General features: G+C 55.9%; 18 protein-coding genes. 8 read left to right on the top strand and 10 right to left on the bottom strand.

Annotation, left to right across the window (positions count from 1 at the left end; translation table 11 throughout):
• Positions 1–12: 12 nt before the first annotated feature.
• The 7 genes from tssG to AC1RAC_RS26430 form a co-directional block, all read right to left on the bottom strand.
• A complete protein-coding gene (tssG, locus tag AC1RAC_RS26460; protein WP_054921222.1) occupies positions 13–1,095 on the bottom strand; it encodes a type VI secretion system baseplate subunit TssG in 1,083 nt (360 codons plus the stop codon).
• The gene (gene tssF / locus AC1RAC_RS26455; RefSeq protein WP_054921285.1) at positions 1,059–2,885 is read right to left on the bottom strand and encodes a type VI secretion system baseplate subunit TssF; all 1,827 of its coding nucleotides are present in this window, start codon (positions 2,883–2,885) and stop codon (positions 1,059–1,061) included. Before tssF ends, tssG begins: the two co-directional genes overlap by 37 nt.
• A 6-nt stretch (positions 2,886–2,891) precedes the next feature.
• The gene (gene tssE / locus AC1RAC_RS26450) at positions 2,892–3,380 is read right to left on the bottom strand and encodes a type VI secretion system baseplate subunit TssE (protein ID WP_054921223.1); all 489 of its coding nucleotides are present in this window, start codon (positions 3,378–3,380) and stop codon (positions 2,892–2,894) included.
• Positions 3,381–3,489: 109 nt separating this feature from the next.
• The gene (locus AC1RAC_RS26445) at positions 3,490–3,993 is read right to left on the bottom strand and encodes an Hcp family type VI secretion system effector (protein WP_054921225.1); all 504 of its coding nucleotides are present in this window, start codon (positions 3,991–3,993) and stop codon (positions 3,490–3,492) included.
• Positions 3,994–4,035: 42 nt separating this feature from the next.
• Positions 4,036–5,526, bottom strand: coding sequence for a type VI secretion system contractile sheath large subunit (gene tssC / locus AC1RAC_RS26440; protein WP_054921228.1), 1,491 nt, complete (start codon positions 5,524–5,526; stop codon positions 4,036–4,038).
• On the bottom strand, positions 5,523–6,026 hold the full coding sequence (gene tssB, locus AC1RAC_RS26435; protein ID WP_054921230.1) for a type VI secretion system contractile sheath small subunit: 504 nt from the start codon (positions 6,024–6,026) through the stop codon (positions 5,523–5,525). The genes tssC and tssB overlap by 4 nt, the downstream gene beginning before the upstream one ends.
• 43 nt (positions 6,027–6,069) lie before the next feature.
• The gene (locus AC1RAC_RS26430) at positions 6,070–6,618 is read right to left on the bottom strand and encodes an outer membrane protein assembly factor BamD (protein ID WP_139271541.1); all 549 of its coding nucleotides are present in this window, start codon (positions 6,616–6,618) and stop codon (positions 6,070–6,072) included.
• 460 nt (positions 6,619–7,078) lie between these two features.
• Here AC1RAC_RS26430 and tssJ point away from each other — a divergent pair, with 460 nt between their 5' ends.
• The 8 genes from tssJ (at position 7,079) to AC1RAC_RS26390 (ending at position 16,124) form a co-directional block, all read left to right on the top strand.
• Positions 7,079–7,666 carry a type VI secretion system lipoprotein TssJ gene (gene tssJ / locus AC1RAC_RS26425; RefSeq protein ID WP_083544083.1) on the top strand — a complete coding sequence of 196 codons (588 nt, stop codon included), beginning with the start codon at positions 7,079–7,081 and terminating at the stop codon, positions 7,664–7,666.
• Between the two features lie 43 nt (positions 7,667–7,709).
• The gene (tssK, locus tag AC1RAC_RS26420) at positions 7,710–9,056 is read left to right on the top strand and encodes a type VI secretion system baseplate subunit TssK (RefSeq protein ID WP_054921237.1); all 1,347 of its coding nucleotides are present in this window, start codon (positions 7,710–7,712) and stop codon (positions 9,054–9,056) included.
• Positions 9,053–9,826 (top strand): type IVB secretion system protein IcmH/DotU, encoded by a 774-nt coding sequence (gene icmH / locus AC1RAC_RS26415; protein ID WP_054921239.1) that lies wholly within the window; start codon positions 9,053–9,055, stop codon positions 9,824–9,826. The genes tssK and icmH overlap by 4 nt, the downstream gene beginning before the upstream one ends.
• An 11-nt stretch (positions 9,827–9,837) precedes the next feature.
• Positions 9,838–12,522, top strand: coding sequence for a type VI secretion system Vgr family protein (locus tag AC1RAC_RS26410; protein WP_072448486.1), 2,685 nt, complete (start codon positions 9,838–9,840; stop codon positions 12,520–12,522).
• A 22-nt stretch (positions 12,523–12,544) separates the two neighbouring features.
• Positions 12,545–13,726, top strand: coding sequence for a DUF2515 family protein (locus AC1RAC_RS26405; protein WP_072448485.1), 1,182 nt, complete (start codon positions 12,545–12,547; stop codon positions 13,724–13,726).
• 128 nt (positions 13,727–13,854) lie between these two features.
• Positions 13,855–14,913 (top strand): hypothetical protein, encoded by a 1,059-nt coding sequence (locus AC1RAC_RS26400; RefSeq protein ID WP_492617119.1) that lies wholly within the window; start codon positions 13,855–13,857, stop codon positions 14,911–14,913.
• A 45-nt stretch (positions 14,914–14,958) separates the two neighbouring features.
• A complete protein-coding gene (locus AC1RAC_RS26395) occupies positions 14,959–15,153 on the top strand; it encodes a hypothetical protein (RefSeq protein ID WP_054921249.1) in 195 nt (64 codons plus the stop codon).
• A 500-nt stretch (positions 15,154–15,653) separates the two neighbouring features.
• Positions 15,654–16,124 carry a hypothetical protein gene (locus AC1RAC_RS26390; protein WP_371262634.1) on the top strand — a complete coding sequence of 157 codons (471 nt, stop codon included), beginning with the start codon at positions 15,654–15,656 and terminating at the stop codon, positions 16,122–16,124.
• Between the two features lie 7 nt (positions 16,125–16,131).
• Here the strand turns inward: AC1RAC_RS26390 and AC1RAC_RS26385 are convergent, their stop codons facing one another.
• Genes AC1RAC_RS26385 through tssM form a run of 3 tightly spaced genes read right to left on the bottom strand, consistent with a single transcriptional unit; the run spans position 16,132 to position 21,516 of the window.
• Positions 16,132–16,884: an OmpA family protein gene (locus AC1RAC_RS26385; RefSeq protein WP_054921256.1), complete on the bottom strand. Its 753-nt coding sequence runs from the start codon at positions 16,882–16,884 to the stop codon at positions 16,132–16,134.
• 1 nt (position 16,885) lies between these two features.
• Positions 16,886–17,872, bottom strand: coding sequence for a type VI secretion system-associated protein TagF (tagF, locus tag AC1RAC_RS26380; RefSeq protein ID WP_054921259.1), 987 nt, complete (start codon positions 17,870–17,872; stop codon positions 16,886–16,888).
• Positions 17,869–21,516 carry a type VI secretion system membrane subunit TssM gene (gene tssM, locus AC1RAC_RS26375; RefSeq protein ID WP_492617118.1) on the bottom strand — a complete coding sequence of 1,216 codons (3,648 nt, stop codon included), beginning with the start codon at positions 21,514–21,516 and terminating at the stop codon, positions 17,869–17,871. Before tssM ends, tagF begins: the two co-directional genes overlap by 4 nt.
• Positions 21,517–21,534 lie beyond the last annotated feature (18 nt).

The following is a 21,534-nucleotide window of genomic DNA, read 5'->3' as shown; positions in this document are numbered from 1 at the left end:
TTGATCCAGGGGTTAATGCAATGTGGTGATGCGGTAACGGACGTCGGTCCGATTCATGGATTGGTGCTCGGTAACCAGAAAAGCATCCCAGCCCAGTCGCCTGCTGCCCGATGGCGACAGGGCTACCCCACCCACCTGGTCAGCCTGCAATATCAGGCGAACCTCAAACTCCAGGCTGCTGCCCGCCATCAACGTCAGCCATGTTGCCAGCGCCTTCGCGCCGTTCGCACCGGGCAAAAAGTCATCAAACGTTTCGCGCAGCAGCGGCCCGATCCATAAGCGCACGCGTAAATCACGCTGCCAGACCCGGCCACCGACCAACGCATTACGCCCCAACGTCAAGCCAGGGGCGCCGAGGTGGGAACGCTGACTCACCGGCACCGAATGCCAGCCGCCGACAAACTGTTCGATTAGTACAGGCACCTGAAAATATTCGCTGAGCACGCGCTGTAAATAAGCCGCCGACAACGGACGATGACCTATGGCACCGCTGTAGAACCCGAACGCCTGGTCGCAGACACCGCCCGACGCCGGATCATTGGAAAGGGAGCGTTGAGTCAACCCGGACAGCGCTTGGGTCAGCGGCAAAAAACGCCCCTGACGGTCCAATTCGTATTGCAAGGCGAGCCGATACTTCTTCCAGGCGCCGTAGAACAACGCCGTGGCGCGATTGCTGAAGATGTCCAGAAACGCTCGCGCTGCCCGATCACGATGGACGGCCTCCCGCTCCCCCAGGCGTTCGGTGTAGGACAACGGTAAAGCCCCCTGCCCGCCCAACAAGCCAAAGAACGCCGGCGTGAGTGACACCGAATCCAGATGACCCTGAAAATACGCCTGCCAACGCTCCACCCGTTCCAGCCCCTGCTCGGGGAGATCCGCCAACATCTCCATCCGTTCAATTTCACTGGCGGGAAACCCCAAGGTCAGGGTGTTATGAAATTGCAGACGCTTACCCACTACCTCGCCGGGGCGCTCACCCTGGCCAATAAACAGATGTTCCAACACCCGAACCGCCTGGAAAAACTCATAGCGGTAAGGGTGTTCGACCATCTGCGCAATCACACCAGTATCGAGTCGCCGCTTCGGGGTTGGCATCGAAGGACCTCCTCACCGCTGTGTTTGGATATCAGCACCAACTGCGTGAAGCTATTGGCGTGGACGTAAAGCCCAAAGAAGTGATCTACCACCTGGGCAAAGATATGCAGGCCGATACCGACAAAGCTCTCCTCATCAATCACCAGGCGTATTTCAGTGCCCCGCGCCACGCTGGCGAAGTATTTGCCTGGCAACCAGGCGGTAGCCGGGCGATGGCTCAACTCGTGAATACCTTCGATTTGCCGGGCCGTCGTGGCTGAGCGTTGCAAGTCGTACAGTTTGAGCATCTCGCGCAAGGCGGCGGCTCCGCCCTCAACCAGCGACAAGTGATTGAGCGACAGATGGGAAATCAAGCGCCATTGCGCTCCGCGATCACAAGCAAAACGCACCGCCGCTGTTGGCTTTCGCAACAACGAAATACGCTGCGCTAGGGATCCACCGGGCATTCGTAGATCGCCACTCGGCACGCCGTAAGCAAGTTGCTCAGGGAGGTTACGGTTACTGCACGTGAGCTCCAGGCTTAACGACGAACTGCCTGGTGAGATGGGGTCCATGTCGGGATCGACGATGGTCAATTGCAGTTCATGGCCAGGGCTTTTACGCGCGAGATCTTCATCACGGTGCGCTACCCAATAGAGGGCATTGCGCTCCAGACATTCGCCATGGTGCAAGGAATAAAAGGGCCGAATTTCGCTAACTGAATTACCACCCGCTGTTTCGGTGGCACGCGTCACCGATTCGATGGCATGCACCTCAAACGCAGAGGCCGCTTGCTGATCGCCAACTACGTTGTATGAAACGGCCTGGTGCGACACCAATATTGGTCGCGCGCGCTGTCGAAACAGGTTTACCACTGGCGTGCAGTGCAAGCGTATGTTGGCTGCCGACAGCCCCTCCAGCAAGCGCGAAGCGGTCGAACCTGGGAGCACGTCGCCGAGCAATAAATGCAACGTGAAGCGCCGGCCTTGGGCGCCGTTCAAATCACAATCAAAGAAGCCAAATTTCTCTGGAAATGCGAAAAACTCCGTGAGCAACCGATAGGCCGGATGCGCACGCGCCGGCCAGTCAATCAGCGCCTCGTGCTCGGCAAAACCGACACTCTTCATCGGTGACGCGGGGAGTGCCTGCCATTGCCCGCTATCACCCGATTCCAGATAGGCCTTCACGACATTCAGCGCCAGCACATCCCGCAACACCGCGCAAAACGAAGGCTCACCGTCGATAAACAAACGAACATGGTCCAGCCCCAGTGCTTGGATGCAGGCATGCGAAGACAGAAGTTCGAAGGTTATCGAGAGCTGAGCGCTGGCCTGGAGCGGCAACTGCACAGCACGGGGCGCCTGAACCAAGGGACTGAAGCGCGCCGAAGCGATCCGCAAGGGGGCCAAAATCACGTTGTAGACCGTGCGAAACCGGCACTCGACCCCGCGTACAGGGCGGGAAAGCAGCTCAGTGCCGCGCGGCAATGTCACGCATTCGGACAATGTCCCTGCACCACTCCCCAGGTCGAACTCGGTAATCGAGCAAGCCGGGAACGGGCGTAAGTAGTGGGGGTACAGCACTTGCAACAATGCTTCGGTAAATTCTGGGTAATCGTCCTCGATCTTTTTCGAGATGCGTGCGCCCATCAGTGCGAACGACTGAATCATGCGCTCAACATGGGGATCTTCACTGACATCTCCGGCCAGCAGCAACCGCCCGGCGATTTTCGGATAGCGCTCAGAAAATTGGCGAGAGTAACTGCGCAAAAAAGCAAGTTCGCGCTCGTAAAACGGCAGAAGGTCGTCCATGGACATTTATTCACTCACCGCCAGGCGTCGGGTTTTACTGACGCGATACTGCAACGTACTGGGCTGCAGCAATGCATCGAAGCTGACTGGTTCGCGTGCGGGATGAACAATGAGCATGGCACTGATCGAGAAGCGTAAGCCGCCTGCCGAACGTCGGTGTTGATCCAGCGATACCCGAATGTCCTTCAAGCGCGTCTCATGCAGAGAGATGGTTTTTTCCAACGCCGTGCAGATAAAGGCACGGTCCACGGAACTGGCCAAACTGCGGCTTGAGACATCACGCAAGCCATAGGTCATCAGTGACATCTGGCAATGTGGGAACGCCTTTAAAACGTCCTCCTCAATGACCAGGCGACTGTTGAGCAAGGCCTCGACATCCAGCGCAACGGACTCCTTGAACTGCTCCAGCGTGTGCCGGGTAAATTTGCCCTGGGCAACGCTATGCGGCGCCTCATCGAAGAGCTTTTCCAGCAGGCTAAGTTCGTATCCTTTCACGCAGAAGTCGTCCTTTGACTCGGGAAATATTCACCCAAAGCCATACAGAAAATGTTCAGAAAAATAGTTCGAGGCCATGACCACGTCATGGCCCGACTTAACGCATCAATCAGACCGCGAACGACTTGTCGTTCTTGGTCAAACTCCAAGCGCCTTGAGTGTTGCCCTGCTGGCCGCCACCACTGGCTTTCTGGGTGTAACGCCATTGCACGGCGGCGTACTTCAACTTGAAGGTTTCCATAGGCTCCTGGCCCGCCACAACTTTGGGCGCGATGCTGGCTACCACGGCGTTTTTCAGATCGATCGCCAAGTACTTCACTCGTTGACCTTCACCGTCGCGCTTAAAGAACTCAATGGTGATTTCTTTGAAGGTGGTACCACTCGACGCTGCCTCATACAGCTGCGGACTGGTGACATCCATCGTCTTGGTGAACTCCATTGCATCGTGTTCGCAACGTTCGGCGGTGTTGCCACCGGTTGCAGACGCCGTTGACGATTTTGGCTGGCGGATTTCATGCACCCAGGAATCGATTTCCAACCAATCCGCGTGGTCCTTATCCAGGGACTCACCCTTCACATCCGGCTGTCCAATTTTGAGGTAGATGTCTTTCATTTACTTCGTCCTTTTTTAGGGAGGGTTGGTGTAGCAATCACTCTATGCCTTAACGCCCGCGGGCAGCTCAGCGACCAGGCGCAGAGACACCGACAGTTCGTCAAGTTGGTAATGGGGACGCAGGAACGCCACGGCGCGGAATACGCCAGGACGACCGGGCACTTCGGAGACCTGAATAGACGCTTCACGCAAGGGATATTGGGCTTTGGCCTCTTGGCTCGCGTTGTCATTGAGCAGCACGTATTGGCTGATCCAGGTGTTCAGAAAGGTTGAAACGCTGGACACCGATGCAAAGCTACCAATCTTGTCGCGCATCATCGACTTGAGGTAGTGAGCAATCCGCGACACGGCGAAGATGTACTGCAGTTGCGAGGACAGCAGCGCGTTGGCGTTTGCCGCGTCTGTGTTGTACTTACGCGGCTTTTGCAATGACTGCGCGCCAAAAAAAGCCGCGTAATCGGTGTTCTTGCAATGCACCAGGGAAATAAAGCCCAGATCGCTGAGTTCTTTTTCACGACGGTCAGTGATGGCCACTTCAGTCGGGCACTTGAGCGCCACTTCACCATCATCGGTGTTGAAGGTATGAGTCGGCAGCCCTTCCACCAGACCACCACCCTCAACACCTCGAATAGCGGCACACCATCCGAAGTTCTCAAACGCTTGCGTAAGACGCACCCCATGGGTATAAGCAGCGTTACACCATAGGTATCGGGAGTGGTCGCGACCGTCTACATCCTCAACGAACGGGAAGCTGTCAATGGTGATACCATCAATAGGGTTGTACGGTAGGCGCCCCAGGAAGCGCGGCAACGCCAAGCCCACATAGCGCGCATCTTCAGAGTCGCGCAAGGATTTCCACTTGGCGTATTCAACCGTATCAAACACCTTGGCCATATCGCGCGGGCGGCCCAGGTCGGCAAAGCTCTCCAGGCCAAGCAGTTCAGGCGCAGGCGCCGTTATGAATGGCGCGTGGGCGGCAGCCGCGACATGGGACATTTGCTCAAGGAAGTACAGGTCTTCTGGCTGACGGGTGATCGCATAGTCACCAATCAATGCACCAAACGGTGCACCACCAAAGGTGCCAAACTCTTCCTCGTAGATCTTCTTGAACAGTGAGCTTTGGTCGAACTCCAATGCAGCTTTGAAGTCGCGCATCAGCTCTTTTTTCGATGCGTTGAAGACCTTGATTTTGATCATGGCCCCGGTAGTCGACTCAGTCACCAAATGGTGCAAGCCGCGCCAGCTGGATTCGAGCTTCTGAAATTCTGCGGCATGCATGACCAGCGAAAGCTGTTCCGAGAGCATCCGATCCAGCTCGGCAATACGGGCATCGAGGCTACGGGCAAGGTTCTCCGACACTACAACAGTCCCCTGCATGACCTCAGCTACCAACTCGGCGATCAGGTCACGTGCACGGAGGTGCTCCGATTCGGACTTGGCGATCTTGCTTTGCTCAACGACCTGATCAAGCAGGCTCGCCCCTTCATTCAGCAGTGGGGCACTCACATCACTGGACGCTTTTGCGCTGTTCATGCGTCCCCCTGGGATTCACGACGAATCGTGGCCATTTGCTCGGTGTTTTTCAGTACATCGCCGAGCACATCCTCAAGGGTCTCGTTGGTCGAGATTTTGTTGCGCATATCCGCCAGCTTGCTGCGCGCCTCATGCAACTTATGCAGGGCGGGCACCTGGAGAATAAGAGCCTCTGGTCCGAAGTCTTCCAGTGACTGAAAGTTCAAAGTCACACCAAACTCACCTTCCCCCGTCAGCGCATTGGCCACCCGATAGGTCGCCCGCGGTGCCATCGCCGCCATGACCTCGTCAAAATTATCCCGATCAAGCGAAACAAACTTGCGATCCTTGGGACGGGCCAGAGGTGTTTCCGGACTGCCGGAAAAATCCCCGAGCACACCGACCACAAAGGGCAACTCCTTTTGCTCGATGGCATCGCCGATCTCAACGTCGTAGGTCAGTTGGATCCTTGGCGCCCGCACTTTTTGCAGGCGCTTTTGCACGCTTTCCTTTTTAGCCATAGCAGGCACTGCCTCAATCAAATACTTACTTAAGGAGTCACGTTCAATTCATGCCCGGCAGGCTGGAGAACGGATTGGAGTTCGACGGCGCTGGCGCAGCCTTCGCGGGTGCCGCCGCCGACTTGCGTGCCGCAGCCTTGGCTTTGGGCAGCAATGCCTTGGCGCCCAAGGTTTCGCGCAACCTCGTCGCGAGCTTTTGTGCCTCTTGGTGCACAGGGCCGTTTACGTCTTTCTCATCACGCAGCCTTCCCAACGACTGCACCGCTACGCGCAAGCCCGACACAGTCAGGATGGCGTCTGCTCGTGCGTTCGCCGCATCGCGCTGCAGAACCTCCTGTGAGGCCAGAATCGCAGCGCCATAATTTTCAGCCTCAAACTCCAGCTCAGCCTGGCGCAACCAAGGCTCTTTGCGCGTAGGCTCCATGGCGGCCGCCTCCGACAGCAACTTCCTACCCGCCTCAAAGTTTCGCGCTTGAATGCGCTCATCCGCTTTAAACATCAAGTGTTCAAATGTCGGTACGGAGTCTTGTGCAGATTGCATTGCACAGCCTGCCAACAATAAAAAAACTGCCACAATAAGAATCGCACGCACAGCTATCCCTCCAGGATGAACTTCTTAGTCCTATGCTTATCACTTCATTTATTCTCTTGCCGCCGGACGAATCATTAACCGGCGCCCGTAAGAGCTCAAACCGTATAACAACAAAAAAGCGCTTGCAAACAAATTCGTACGATTTTTTACGGAACCTTTATAAAGTGAAATTTCCCACAAAGTAAGAAAAAACATCTTACAAAATGAATCGTAAACGCCCACTTGAAAGAAGTTAAAACAGACAAAACCACCCGTAATGCTTGACCAAAACGGGCAAAACTCTCAAATTGCGCTTAACTCGACTGCAACCAAGACTTAAATAGGAATTTTCCTGTGCAATGCGAATGACCCATCTGCTACGTGCGCATACAGGGAAGCTTTTATGAACGGCGACATCCCAACCAACTAGTTACACCGTACCGCCGCCCCAACTTTCTTAGTTTCAAGAGCCACTTAACTAATGAAAACTCTAAGAAAATGTAAAATCCGCTTCAGCGTCTCTCGCACAAAAGTTAGGAGGATCGCCGACATCCTATGCCTAATAGGGGCCCTTCTATTAACGGGATGCTCAAGTAACGAACAACAAGTAGAGCAGACGCCCTTGGTCCCTCTGCGCATTCATGCGGCCGCTAATCTCAATCAAGGCACTCATAAAAAACCGCTGGCCCAAGTCATCAAGATCTATCACTTGCGTGCCACAGAGCGCTTTGAACAGACGCCCTTCGACAGCTTCCTGGACGACACTCAGGAGCTCAGAGCCCTGGGTTCAGACCTCGTCAACTCGCGAGAAATGTTGTTACAGCCCGAGCAGCATTACGAACTCAACGAGAAGTTGGAAAACGGTGCCGCCTACATCGGCATCGTGGCGTTTTTCCGCGAGCCCGCCGAGCGGCGTTGGCGCTTTGCGTACGACGCCAACGCTTCGGCACCCACCGGCATCACCGTGGGCGTTCATGCCTGCGCGCTGACCTCCACGCAAGGAGCGCTGATCAACACCACGGGCGCCACCGAAACCCTGGCCACCGTCAGATGCCCGAGTCACCAATGAGCGTGAGACCCCCATCCGCAGCGCCCTGCAAGGAGCTCCTCCATTGAGTCATAACGCCAAAATCCTGTGGGGCGAAGGACTATTCCTGCGCCCGCAGCTCTTTCAGCAACAAGATCGCTATCACGAGGCAAGGTTGAGCCAGATGAGTCAGTTGTTGCAGCCTTATGCCTGGGGGATTCAACAGCTGACACTCGACAAGGGGAGCCTGGCGCAAGGCACTTTGCGCGTGCTGGAAGTGTCCGCCGTGTTCCCAGGGGGCGAACTGTATTGCGCGCCGGAAGGCGCCACACTGCCAACGGCGCTCACGCTTCAGGACTTACCCCTGGGAGTGTCTGAGATCATCGTTTACCTGGCCTTGCCCCGCCTGAACCCCTACGGACGCAACCTTGCCGTCAGCGACCTGGCCACAAGCGCTGGTCGTTATGCCCAGAACAACGAGCAGACTCCGGATCTGTTCACTGATTCGGAAGAAAGCGAAATCGCTTTCCTTGCTCCCGCCGTTCGCTTGCTGACGGAAGACCAGGCACAGGACGCGTTTGAAGTTATTCCTATGGTCCGCGTGAAACGCAGCAGTAATGGCGGGTTTGAGGTGGACGACCAGTACATGCCCCCCTCCGTCAATTTGGCCGCCATGCCCGGCTTGCAGATCAAGTTACGACAGTTGCTTGAAGCCCTTGATGCCAAGGCCCAGGTCATGCAGGAAACCCACCGCGAGCCCTCGCAGAATATCGTTGAATTTCGCGCGGGAGATATCGCCTCATTCTGGTTGCTGCACACCAGCAATACGGCATGCGCCAGCCTTTCTCACCTGTTCAAGCACCCTGGCCTGCATCCCGAACGCGTGCATCAGGAACTGCTGCGCCTGGCCGGCGCCCTGCTGACATTTTCTAAAACCTATCGCCTGGCTGATTTACCGCCTTACGACCATAGTCACCCGGCACCCGGCTTCAACACCCTGTTCGCCGTGATTCACAGCTTGGTGGACACCGTGATTTCCGCGCGTTACTTCAGCATTGCGCTCACCCAAGTGAAACCGGCGTATCACCAAGGCCGCCTGGACAACGAGCGAATTGACGGCAACAGCACTCTCTACCTAGGCGTCAGCGCTGAAAAGGCTGGCGTAGAACTCGCTGAAATCGTGCCGCGCACGGTAAAAATTGGCTCGCCGGATACGGTTGAAAAGCTCGTCACCTCCTCCATGCCCGGTGTGACCTTGACCTACACCCCCGTGCCTCCGTCGGCGATCCCTGTGCGGCCGGGCATGCTGTATTTCGCCCTTGAGCCCCGTGGGGCTCTGTACGAACACATGCTGAAAAGCCAGACCGTCACGGTGTACATCCCCAACGGCCTCAGCGAATTGAAACTTGAACTGCTAGCCCTGCTGCCATGACCTATACCAACGCACCTCACATGCTTGCCCCGACAGAACCCTCTAGTAGCTACGCAAGCAACTCGCCCCAGCGCCTGATCGACCTGATGTCCGACGGCTTCTATCTGCTGCTGTTGATTCAACGCCGTCAAGTGCCTGAACACCAGCAAGCGTTCAGCGCAGCAATCAAGCACTTCTTTACCCGAATGGAGAGTGCTGCGACGGCAGCAAGTATCGCAAACGAAGACATCCACGCGGCCAAATACGCGTTCTGCGCAACGATTGACGAGCTGATTCTCTCCGCTTCCGACTGCCCGTTCCGTGACCAGTGGGAGCTCAACCCGATGCAGCTTTCGATGTTCGGTGACCAGTTAGCGGGAGACAAATTCTTCAACTACCTGGAGGACCTGCGCAGTAAGGGTGCGGTTCGCTTGCAGTCACTGGAGGTCTATCACTTGTGCCTGCTGCTGGGCTTCCAAGGCAAATATCGCCTGGAAGGATCGGAACAGCTGAGCTATCTAACGGCACGGTTGGGTGACGAATTGGCGTTTCTCAAAGGCAAACGTACCGCCTTCGCTCCCCGCTGGGCCTCGCCTGATCGTGTCGTGCACCTCCTGCGTCGACAGGTTCCGTTGTGGACACCCGCCTTAGTATTGGGGGCTGTTGGGGCAATCAGCTTTACCGCCTTCAGCATGACGCTTTCAACCGAAACGCAGCAACACATGGCCTTGCTCGACAACGTGATCCAGCTCCCCACACGCACGGCCAGCCTGACCATCACCCTACCCTGAAGGAGCTACACATGCGCTCACCGGCTGACATGGATGCCACCGACTGGTCTTCATTGCTCTCGCAGCATAACCGGCTTCTGCAGGTGCAAACGGTTCTGCCCGATGCCTTGGTGGTGGAGCGCTGGGAAGGCCTCGAAGCCATAAACGAAGAACTTGCCTTCACCCTCGACTGTATCAGCCCCTGCGCCGTGCTGGACCTAGCGCGGTTACCGGGCACGGTATTGTGTCTGCAACTCGCGCAGCTCGATGGTCAGCCGCGCAGTTGGCAAGGCACCGTGATCAGTGCAGAGCAACACGACAGCGACGGTGGTATCGCACACTATCGACTGCACATCGGGACTTGGCTGAGCCTACTCAAGCCGCGCCGCAACACACGGATCTTCCAGGACCTGGATGCCCTGGAGATCGTGACGCGCATTTTTGCCGACTACCCACAAGCGCAGTGGGAGGCGCGCGTGACGCAACTGCTGCCAAGACGTGCGTTATGCACGCAATACCGTGAGACGGACTATGAGTTTGTCTGCCGGCTATTGTCCGAAGAAGGTTTGAGTTTCTACTTTGAACACGCAGCCAACGCGAAGAAGAGCGCCAGGCTGGTGATTATCGACCGCGACTACCCATGGCCGGACGGGGGAACCTTGAGCTTTTCCCGCGAAGACACGCCGCAAGCGGATGACGGTATTCGTCGGCTGAGCGAGCAGCGTCAGATCTCCAGTGATACCGCGACCACCTGCGCCTGGAACCCGGAACAACTGCTGGGGTTGAGCGGGTCCGCGGACGACGCCATCAGCGAAGGGCCCGTGGTGCCTGAACTGGAGGTGTATGAGGCAATTGCCTGCGCCATTTTTCATGCGCAGAACGAGGCACACCTGGCCGCTACCCATCTGTTAAGTGCGCGCCGTCTAAGCTGCCACGGCTACGAAGGAGACAGCGCAACACGGCCGCTGCAACTGGGTGTTCGCTACACCTTGGACCATCATCCGCAGTTGGGTGCCCTGCCCTTGGTTTGCCGGCAGATCCGACACGTCGCAACCAATAACCTCGGCCTGCCGCTTGCGCACCGAGCGGGGCAACCGGAACTGGAACAAGGTCTCTACAACAACCACTTCCTCGCGGCTGCACCCACTGTCCCGATCGTGCCAGACCGACTCCCGCGTCCCCAGGCCCCCGGTGTACAAACAGCCACCGTCGTCGGCGTACCAAAACACACCCTCACCAGCAACCGTGATCACCAGGTGCGGGTACAGTTTTTTTGGCAACGCGGTGAAAGCCCCCTGCCCGGCGGCCTGCAAGACAACGCACATGCGCCCGGTAATGAAACATCGGGGACTTGGGTCCGTGTCGCCGAAGCCCTGGCCGGGGCGAACTTTGGTCAGCACTTCACACCGCGTATCGGCAGTGAAGTGCTGATCAGCTATACGCATGCCGATATTGACCAACCGGTGGTCATTGCACAGGTGTACAACGGCGACGCCACGGCCCCCTTCAGCGCCGGAATCGACGCCGCCGCCAACCACCCCGGCACCATCAGTGGAGTAGAGACCGTCGCCTTGGATGGCCAGCCCGCCAGCCATTGGCAACTGGATGACGCCCAAGGCCAACTGCGTCAGCAGCTAGGGAATGAAACCGCACGCAGCTCGCTCACCCTGGGGTACGCCATTGCCAGTGAAGGCAGCAAGCGCAGTATTTATCAGGGGCTGGGCTTCCATCAGACCACCCAAGGATGGGGGCAGGTTCGAGCGGCTGAAGGCCTGCTCCTGTCCGCCAGCCTTCAGACTGGCGCAAAGGCCACTCAGATGCAGATGAGCGATGCGCTCGACCAACTCTACGGCGCCGTGAACACCGCCGAACGGTTGAGCCAGGCCGCGCAGCAAGCTCAGCCAGGCATCATGGCAACCCACGCCGGGCCACAAGCCTTAGCCGATGAGTTGAACCCGCGCAAAGGCGCGCAGTATCCCGCCCAGGTCAATGGCCAAAGCACCACTCAGCGCGACAACGGACAATCCGTGGAGCGCTTCAGCGCGCCGCATATGGTGCTGGAAACCCCGGATCATTTGACGAGCGCCACACCCGCCAGTAGTGCCGTGTACGCAGGGCAACAGATACAGGTGACCAGCCAACAGGAGCTGCACCTGAGCGCCGCTCACTCCGTCACCGGCGTCAGTGGTGGCAACCTGCAGTGGTACACCGCTAAAGGTGGCGCTAAGGTCGTGGCGCAAACAGGTGCGATCAGCCTGCAGGCGCACACTGACCGGATGGAGGTGTTGGCCGATCAAGCGGCAACCTTCACCGCCAGCGCAGGCAGGATCGACCTGATCGCCAAGACCCGAATCGTCCTGCAAGCCGGGTCGGCGAGTATTACGTTGCAAGGTGGCGATATCACCTTTGCCTGTCCGGGACAGTTCAGTGTCAAGGGTAGTGAGCATCCGTTGCTGGGCGGCGCCAAACACACCCTCAACCTCGACGTCATGTCACAGAGCGAAGGCGCCACCGAACTTGCCTTCATTCTGAAAGATGCTGCCGGCGCCCCCTTACCCGAAATCGATCAAATCCTTGATATCCGCGCGGGGGACCTTCGCAGTCGAGCGATCAGCGATGCCACGGCTCAAACCCGTCGACACTTTGCCGCGCAGCCAGAGCCCGCCCAGGTGCATATGAGCTACCCGCAAATTAAGGTCGAAGACGATTCCTTTTGAGCAACAAGCACGGAGATAGGCGATGACCGCATCCCGGATTGTCGACACGCAAGAAGGCGTTAGCTACGTCAAAGGTCGGTCCCTGAAACAGGCGCATACCCGCGCGGAGCCCGGTGCGACCGAAGATGCCGTAGTGACCTGCTGCGATTTATGGTCCAGCGTCCAAGCGGACAGCATTAAATTGCTCGCAGAAAACAATGTCCTGATACCCAAGGCCTTAAGGCGTGCCAAACGAACCGCCGGGAATTACGCGCAACTTTTTCTAAACGATGAAGGCACTGAATTCCAAGGACGCTTTTATTGGGCCGGGCTAGCCGCATTTGCCGCCAAGCAAGTGGTGGACGGCATTGAGTTTGCCGAAAGTAAATTCGATTCCGTGGTCGGACAAGCCCGCCTCATGTCGCGTATTACTTACTACTATTTGCTTAAGGGTAATTTTTGGGTGTTTTTAGAAGTCACGCCGTGGATGCTTTATTGGCGGAAACTTGGGCGTGACGTGTTTTTCCGCGACGTGGATTGCCGCAATATTGCCACGTATGACCCGGTGATCGCCGAGAAGATGCGATTGATGCCCTGGGCTTTAGGGGAGAACACCTCCTTGCGCAGGAATCTTGAAAAGAATATGTATGTATTCGATATAAGAAAGCTGAATTGGGAGATGAATCTGACTGACGGTAAAGGTGCGCTGATTGAAATGAAGCAGTGTAAAGCGACGGAGGACCTGAAAAATGGATTCCGCCAGATCAGAGCGTATGAAACGACTCACGACTCAGCACTCAAAGAAGATCTAGCCTTTAGTAGTGCCGAATTTTTCCTGGCACACGAACAAAACCATCACTTACAAGCGGTCGTTTATGATCATGCCGAATTCAAATTCGCTATCGACAACAACGATTTAGGGCGACAGCTATTTAACTTGCTCGGCGCCAAGGATCCTTCACTGGTATTCAACGCAGCACCGATGATTACCCGGGAGATTGAAGTACGAGAGCTAGAAAAATTCGGCCTCACCGGAAACGACACCACTATCACTATGGAACTTAAAGACGGCAAGCTTTACAGCGCAAAGGAACGCATGAAATACGTTCAAGAAATACTCGACCAATATCATAAATTAATGACGCAGGGTCGTGATTTTGATGGCCAGTTCCGACTGTACATGATGAAGCAAATGAACGTGATTGCAGCATGGAAGGAAGCCTAATAATGCTCCGCAGCACTATTTTTTGGACATCTGGAATAGGCCTACTGCTAATACTGACAATACTCGCACGCCTTTTTATCGTTTACATACCTTCGAACTCCGCCCCTACAGCTGACAGGAAATCTTTAATGAAAACGCCGATATTGGAGTTCGCTTTGGGAGAAAAAGGCAATGACATTATTAATCGCGCTGAATTCCCCATTTCAAGCTCTGGCGTAAGCAGTGTGCTCTTCTATCGCACCAGCAATGTTCGATACCAACTTAAACACACCAAACTAGGATTGCTTTTCCCTCCCGCCTATACCGTGCTTTTCTATGACAATGCTAGCGACGATCACGGTGTAGATGAAGTCAACATGCGTATCGACTTGCCAGATGGCCCCCTATTTAAAGGCCCACATACCCCAGAGATTGAAGCTTATGACAGCCAAGTCTATGCATTGATAAACGGCATTCAGGACAGCATTCTGACAGCAGGCTGGCAACGATTCATCATGCCTAGTGATCCCCGCCTGATCGGCCGCGCAACCTATTATTTTAAGGATGGTCATTTAAAAAAACCAAATATTGCAGACCTAAAACTAACCTCCACTTTTTTGGCCGACCCTGATTATCGCCTGACGTGGGAAGACTGGCAAAACCTCCAAGGGGGGTTCACATGGCAGTGGCATGCGGACGGCATGCTATTGAAACTTCGTTATAGCCCAGGAAGCCGAGAAGAAGGATCTGAAACACCCATATTTGACAGTGTGCAGATAATCATTAGAACCTCCGCCAGTCTTAGCGGCGCCAGCCATCCTAACGAAGCAACCAGAATCAAATATGCTGCTTCCTTGATGGACTCCTTGCTTTACCGTTTTGAACTCGAAGAGCAGGCACGAGCCATTGGCTTGCCAATCCTGGACAGTTACCAAAATCCCTCCATGGTCAGCGGCGTCCCTGTGCCGAGCATGGACAGCGTGGCAAAAGCCGCCACGTTAGAAAAAGCACAACCTGCCCCTCCCGAGCCCGCCTTACGCAAAACCGCCGGCGAACTCTGCCCGACATCCGGTTGGTGGTTCACGCCAGCCAAAACTAACTCTAGACGCTACATCCAGCAAGGTGCCCCCTTTCCGGCAATCGAGGACAGCAACTACGGCACCACCTTCTGGCAATGGAGCCCGGATCAATCCGCGCCGAAATTGTAGGCGCCCAACGCATGAAGCAGTCACTAGACAATAAGAGATTTGCAAATGAACACTCCCATCCACTTCAACCGCAAAAAGCCCTCCAACGAACGCCTGCTCCCGCTCCACTACCTGACAGTTTCGGGTATCGCACTGCTGTTGTTGGTGATTCTGGCAAAAGTCCTGGAGGATTGCCTGCCGCCCGCCTACCCACCGTTATTCTGTAAATGGCCCTGGCTACAAGCCGCCATCCACCAGTGAATGTGATGGTGAATGCCGATGAAAAACAGGAGCGAACTGTACAAATTCGACACGCTTTTGGGAACCCAACCAGACGCGAGAATCGCCAAGCTGGCACAGGTTACTCAGGGGGCAGTCAACAAGCGCCGGCGCAACTTGGGTATCGCCTCGTATAACAGTAGAACGCCGAGTCGTATCACCAAATACGATTGCTTGTTAGGCGTGTTGTCCGACCAGCTCGTGGCTCATATCGCTGGCGTCACGAAGTCGGCTGTAACGTTTCGGCGCACTAAACTTGGAATCAAATCCCAACGCAGTCGACAGCCATCGCGCTTGGAAGGCTTGGATGCGTTGCTGGGTACTCAATCCGACAGCGTGATAGCCCGATTGGCCGGAGTGACCAGCGGAGCGGTCCTTAAACGTAGGCGACGGCTGGGTATCGAGGCGTTCAGTCGATCCAAGCAGGATCCCTCCACAACGCACGCCAACAGACAAGTCAGCCTGACTCGGGATAAATGAATATGCGAGGACGCATCGTACTTACCATGCCCGCCACCGGGGAGGCTACGTTTGAGGCTTTTCATAACCATCAAGTACGCCTGAAATGGGACACCTTGTTGTCTCGCGCCGAGATCGAAGGTGGCGGCAGCCATCCCTACATCGGCGCTATCAGCTACAACCAAGGACGGGGCTTGAAACGGTGTCTATCCATGCGCACGCGATTCGTAAATTACCGCACCTCGGAGCTGGCGTCAGCCGTGCTGGTGGAGCCCAGCGGTCCATTCGCGTGGTGGGCTGCGACAATGCGCCACCGCGACTTGGGCGACGGCACTTCGGAGTTGACTTATGTGTTCAAGTTGCAGCTCCGGCCAGCTTCGCTTGCCAGACTAGCGAACGGACTGGCTATCCGCGTATTTGAGTATGAAACACGCAAGCGATTCCTCGCCCTGCATTACTATTTGGCGCACCAAACGGATAACGCTCACCGTTAAGTGTTGATCAATTCAATATCTTGAAGTCGATTCGCCGGTTTTTACTGCGCCCCTCAACCGTGCTGTTGTCGGCGATCGGTGCATCCGGGCCGCTGCCTGTCACCGACATACTGCTGGATTCGATCTGCTTACCGATCAGGTACTGACGCACCGCGGCCGCACGCGCCAAGCTGAGCTCGATATTGCTTTCACGCAACCCAACGTTGTCCGTGTGGCCAATGATCGCAATCCGAGCATTGTTCAACTCGCGTATCACTTTTGCCATCTCATCCAGCACGATGCGGCCTTTGGCTGTGAGAATCGCGCTCCCGCTTTCAAACTCAATGGTACGCTGGCCCAGCGTTTCATCCAGCGCCTGCTGCCCTGAACTGACCTGCAGAGTGTTATGCACCTGATAGGTTTGGTTGAAGGAACTGGCCAATGTACTGGTGACCTCCTGGCGCAAAGCCTCGTTCTTCACATTACCGCTGATACGGATCTGATTGCCTTCCACCTGGACCTTTCCGGCAGAAATATTCCGGAGATTTGGGTTAAGCATCTTCAAGACATACTGATCCCAGTTGGCAGGTGCTACGACATTACCCACCTCAATTTGGTCGGTCACACGCTCGGCACCGTAGAGGTCACGCAAACGCGATAGCACCTGCGCCCTTGTCGCCTCGGAGGGGACGGTACCACTGACCACTACCTTGTCCTGGGCAGCTTGTGCGACCTCGGCCAGGCACACCCACGAGAGTAAAAAACCTAAGGCAATACGCATGTCATAACCCCAAAAAAATTTCGCGAAAGGTGGCCCTGGCGGTACTCAAGGAAAGCCCCGGTTGATTGGTATAGGTGGACAATTTTTTTAACGCATAGCTCGTGCCCACCTCCTGCTCAACCCAGTCAGGATCCGCAAGCCAGATGGTGTCGTGCTCTTCAATGCTCGGATCGATGACGCCGTACAGCCCGCGGGCTGAGGCGCCACCAAACCCCAGCGTCATCGTCGGTTGATGTTCACCACGTTGCAGCAGCATTAATTCAAAATCTGCCCGCCCCAAAAAGTCAGCGATCAAATCGAGCCAAAAAGCTGAAACCAGATGGCGGTGGAGCGGATCGGCGGGTAGCGGTAACCGTAAGCCCTTGCCCATTTTGGGCGCGCCACTGCTCATGACCGGCCGCAGCAGCAAACCGAGAGCCAGCAAAATGCGTCGAACATTCACCTGGTGCCCGGCCGTGTTGAGCATCTGCTGCAGCGAGCCGATGGTCTGCACTTGCAGAAAGTCGCCGAAGGTACGGTGCAACGTGTCAGGGCAGACCGTAAGATCGGCCTTATGCTCCCTCAACTCACTCAAGATGTGAGCGGGCTCAACGGCCTGTTTCGCCAAAGGCAGCTCGCGCCCCAGACGCGACCATATTCGGGTGAACGCTAATGGGCTGCGTGCAAGAAACTCCAAGGGTTTTGCCACTTCGAACGTCACGCCAGCCATAAACGGAAATCGCCGCCCGCTGGCGTCGACACTCGGCAACAGGTGCCCACCGATCACGGAACGATGACGCGACCCCATAAAGGCAAAATGAAAACCGGGGGCGCTGTCATACAAAGACTTCCAGGCAACGTCCTGCGCCAGCAAATCCAACCCTTCGGTTGCCCAGCGATCAAGGATGGCTATCAAGGGCCGATGATTGTCCGCAGCCCTGACAAAATCACCATGCGCGGGCAACTTGCCAAAGTAACTGATGGGTAACGTCAACATGTCCAAGCTCATGGCCGCTTCTCCAGGGACGCATCCAGGCCCACCACAGTCAGCGGCAGTTGCGTACCATCCAAGCCTTTGCGTTGGCTACCATCGGCATTCGCACGTGGGTTACTGATGACCTTCATGGTGACCGGCACCACCCAGTCGTCCTGACGCCATTGCAACTCGTAAGAACCATCAGCGTTCTGTCGACTTTGAGCACTTTGAATCAACTGGCCTAAAGCGTTTTGACCGACGAAGCTCTGAAGATCGATTGTCCGGCCGTCGTAAGTCACCACACTGACTTTGGCGGTTTGGTTCGACTTGCCGCTGTCCCAGACAAAATTGTTCCACTGTGCGGGGGTATTGCGATAACGCAGTTGCTGATCCCCTATGAGCACACTGTATTCACTGAATCCCGCAGCGGAGCCTGGCAAGATCTGGAACGTGACCAGCGCCCCGCCTTCAGCCGTTTGACCCAATGGGGCAACCCATTGCGCGAAGTGGGTCATCAAAGAAGGCGACAGGCTCAGTCCGACGTCTGCCCACTGCTTGCTGACCAAGCTGTTGCCACGACGAATCACCAGGGGCCCGAGGCTCTCGGTAACAAACTGTGCAATAGCCCCTTGCGGACCAAAAACCTCGGCAATCTCGGCCGTTCCCGCTTCAATTTGCCCTGCCGGCGCGAACGGGTATTTGCCCGCTAGAGATTGTTGGAAAGGCTCGTGAACCTGGGCCTTCCAGACTTTGTTGATTTCGTTGTGAGTCGGCGGAATCAGCGCACCGAAGGTTTGAATCATCGGCCATATCAACAGCGGCCGTAAGGTGCGACGCTGGCCATCTTCCATACTCGACAGCAGTTGCTCATCGACCAGCCGCAGTCCAGCCGACAACTCAGAAGAGGTGCTCGCGTCCAGGGTCTGCACCATCAACTCTCGAGCACCCGGACCGGGATCACCCTGGGTCTGGATGGCATTCAAACGAGTACGGATGCCGGACAGGTTTTCCAGATAGCTTTGCAGCAGCGATGGCGAGCTGTCGCGGGCCACCATCAGTCGAGCAATTCCAGAAAATTCAAGACCTACAGGCCCAACCGGAATGTCTCCGGCGCTGCTTTGCGCCAATGCCTGGCCTTCAGCAGGGGCCTCGGAGAACCAGCTTAAAAACCCACCCTTAGCCGCCTGGAGTCCCTCATTGATCAACGAGGGATTGTCCCACGATGTTTGTCGGTAGATCGCCTCCATCAATTTGCGCATCGGCGAATTTTGTGGGTCTCCCAACTGATTCATCGCCGCATTGGCTTCACTGAAACTGGAAAAGCTGGCCACGGTGATGCCTTCCAAGAATTTCTTCCATTCTGCGATGTACTCCTGGGTATACAACTGCTCCAGCTCTTTCTGGATATGCTCCGGACTGCCCGACAACGTCAGATCATCCGCCCGGGCGTTCTGCAGCACCCAGTCCGTGGTGGTGAGTTCCTTGTGCGAAGCATCACGAATGGCTTGTTTTACATAGCCCTCCCAGGCCTCTCGAGAAAAAGTACCCGAGATGGCATAACTTCCGGCAAAGATCTTGTCCCCCTCCCCCAGCAAGCCTGCAACTGTCACGCTCGGGTAGCGTGTGGCAGCCCTGGCTTTGAGTTCCGCATAGACCCTGTCACGCGCTGGCAGCCCTTGCATCACTGCGCTCAATACCCGACGGCAGTCATCGATCAACGTGACCTTGGTGTCCGGTACTGGCCACTCAGACGCATTCGATTGGCGAATATAGAAGCTCATCAACCGCTCGGCACGGCGCGCCATGTCTTCCCGGTCCATACTGCCGCGATTGTCTTCCAACCAAAGGCGCCAAAAACGCGTGAGCTGGTCACTCAGGTGTGCGGGCTCCACGCGTTCGACCGTGCCCAGCATCAAGTACGCTTTCAAGGCGTTGTAGGCATCCTGGACATTGCTCGGCGATGGGGGCTGATAAACGCCAACGTTAGTTGTGCTGACGGGCGCTGCCGATTTCGCAGGTTGTAGCGCAGTAGAATTAGCACTGACTTCACGCAAGTAGGATTCCAGTTGTTCTGCTACCGGGGTCAGCATCACCTGCCGCATTCCCTGGAAGTACTCATGGCGCAATTTCGCTTCCAGTGCGGCACCTTGATAGAGCCCCAGTCCCAGCATCAGTGGATGATCACCACGGTATTTCTGTAACTGAGCCAGCCGGTCCTGAATCACCTGCAACGCCTCAAGGCGCGACTGCAGATCGATGCGATCCTTCTGGATGTCCTGGGCTTTACGCAAATCGGCCTGGACATTGCTCACCAACTGTTGATTGTTGGTATAGGACCACGTCCAGCCCGCCAAGCTTCCACCGAGTAACAACGCGGTCCCAAGGAACGCTACAGTGCGTTTTCTCGTCCGTGAACGGCTGGAATACTGGCGCACCAATTGCCGATCAGCGAACACCACCTTGCGGAACAGATCCAGAAGGAAATAACTGTGGCGAGACAACTGTCGCTCTTTATTCTGACCATTGACTGCGTCTGCCGATTTCAGCCCAAAGCGTTGAGTAATTTCGTTGGACATGCCGCACACACTGGCCATTTCCTGAACAGCACTGGTGAAGTAGAAACCTCGGAATACCGGCTTGTATTGAAAAGGATTTTCCTCAAACAATGCCGTTAAAAACGTGCTCAAGTGGGGCTTGATACCTTTGAATTCTAGCGGCAAGGTCAACAGCCCTGGGGCTTGGACGCCCCCACGGTTCAATGCCATCTGCGCCAAACTCATCTCTTTCAGACCTTCACACAACTCATCGAAGTGCTCATCGAACTGACTGACCGCGTCTGGGCCCGTTTGGGGGTTGAAGGCAAAAGTCGCGCCCCACACTTTTTCTCGCTCCTGTGGCTCTAGCGCCTGGAAAAAGTCATTAAAGCCGTTGATCAAATCGACCTTGGTGAACACCACATACACGGGAGCAATCACCTCAAGGCGCTCGGTCAGCTCTTGAATACGTTGCCGCAGCTTTTTGGCCAAATCGATCGCAAACTCCGGTGAATTCCCGGTCAACTCGGCAACACTGGCGGCAATCACAATTCCGTTAATCGGTGCGCGTGGGCGATGTTTGCGCAACAGCCCGAGGAAAGACAACCACTCCCCACGATCTGCGTCCTGCACCGAGTAGCGTCCGGCGGTATCCAGCAAAATACCTTCGGTGGTGAAGTACCAGTCGCAATTACGTGTGCCACCAATCCCCTGCAGCGCAGCGCCTTTTTGATCGTTGAAGGGAAAGGTCAATCCAGAGTTCAGGACCGCTGTACTTTTCCCCGCTGCGGGATTACCGATCACCATTAACCACGGCAACTCGTATAGCGCCTCTGTTCCTCGGCGTCGTCCAAGTCGTGAGGATTTGATCGCGAGAAGCGCCTCTTCCAGTCGTTGGCGCAACTCTGGAGCATCCCCCTCTGCACCAGCCACCATATGATGCAGCGCCGCCGCCGATTTCCTGGCGACAATGCGCCGCCACAACCAAGTGGCGGCCACTGCGACAAGTGTCACCACCAGGAGTGCAAGAAGCACTTTTTTTACGGTGGCCGCATTGAGAAGGAGCAAGGCTGCGGCAAGCAATAATCCGATAACAGCCAACACACGAGAGTTGGAAAAAAAGGCGGAGAAGCGGCTAATCATGACAAACAATTCCCGGGG

It is taken from the genome of Pseudomonas sp. GW823-FHT02F05, from assembly GCF_058797315.1.
Note: the sequence above shows the minus strand (reverse complement) of the source record. Positions and strands in the feature narration are given on the sequence as shown.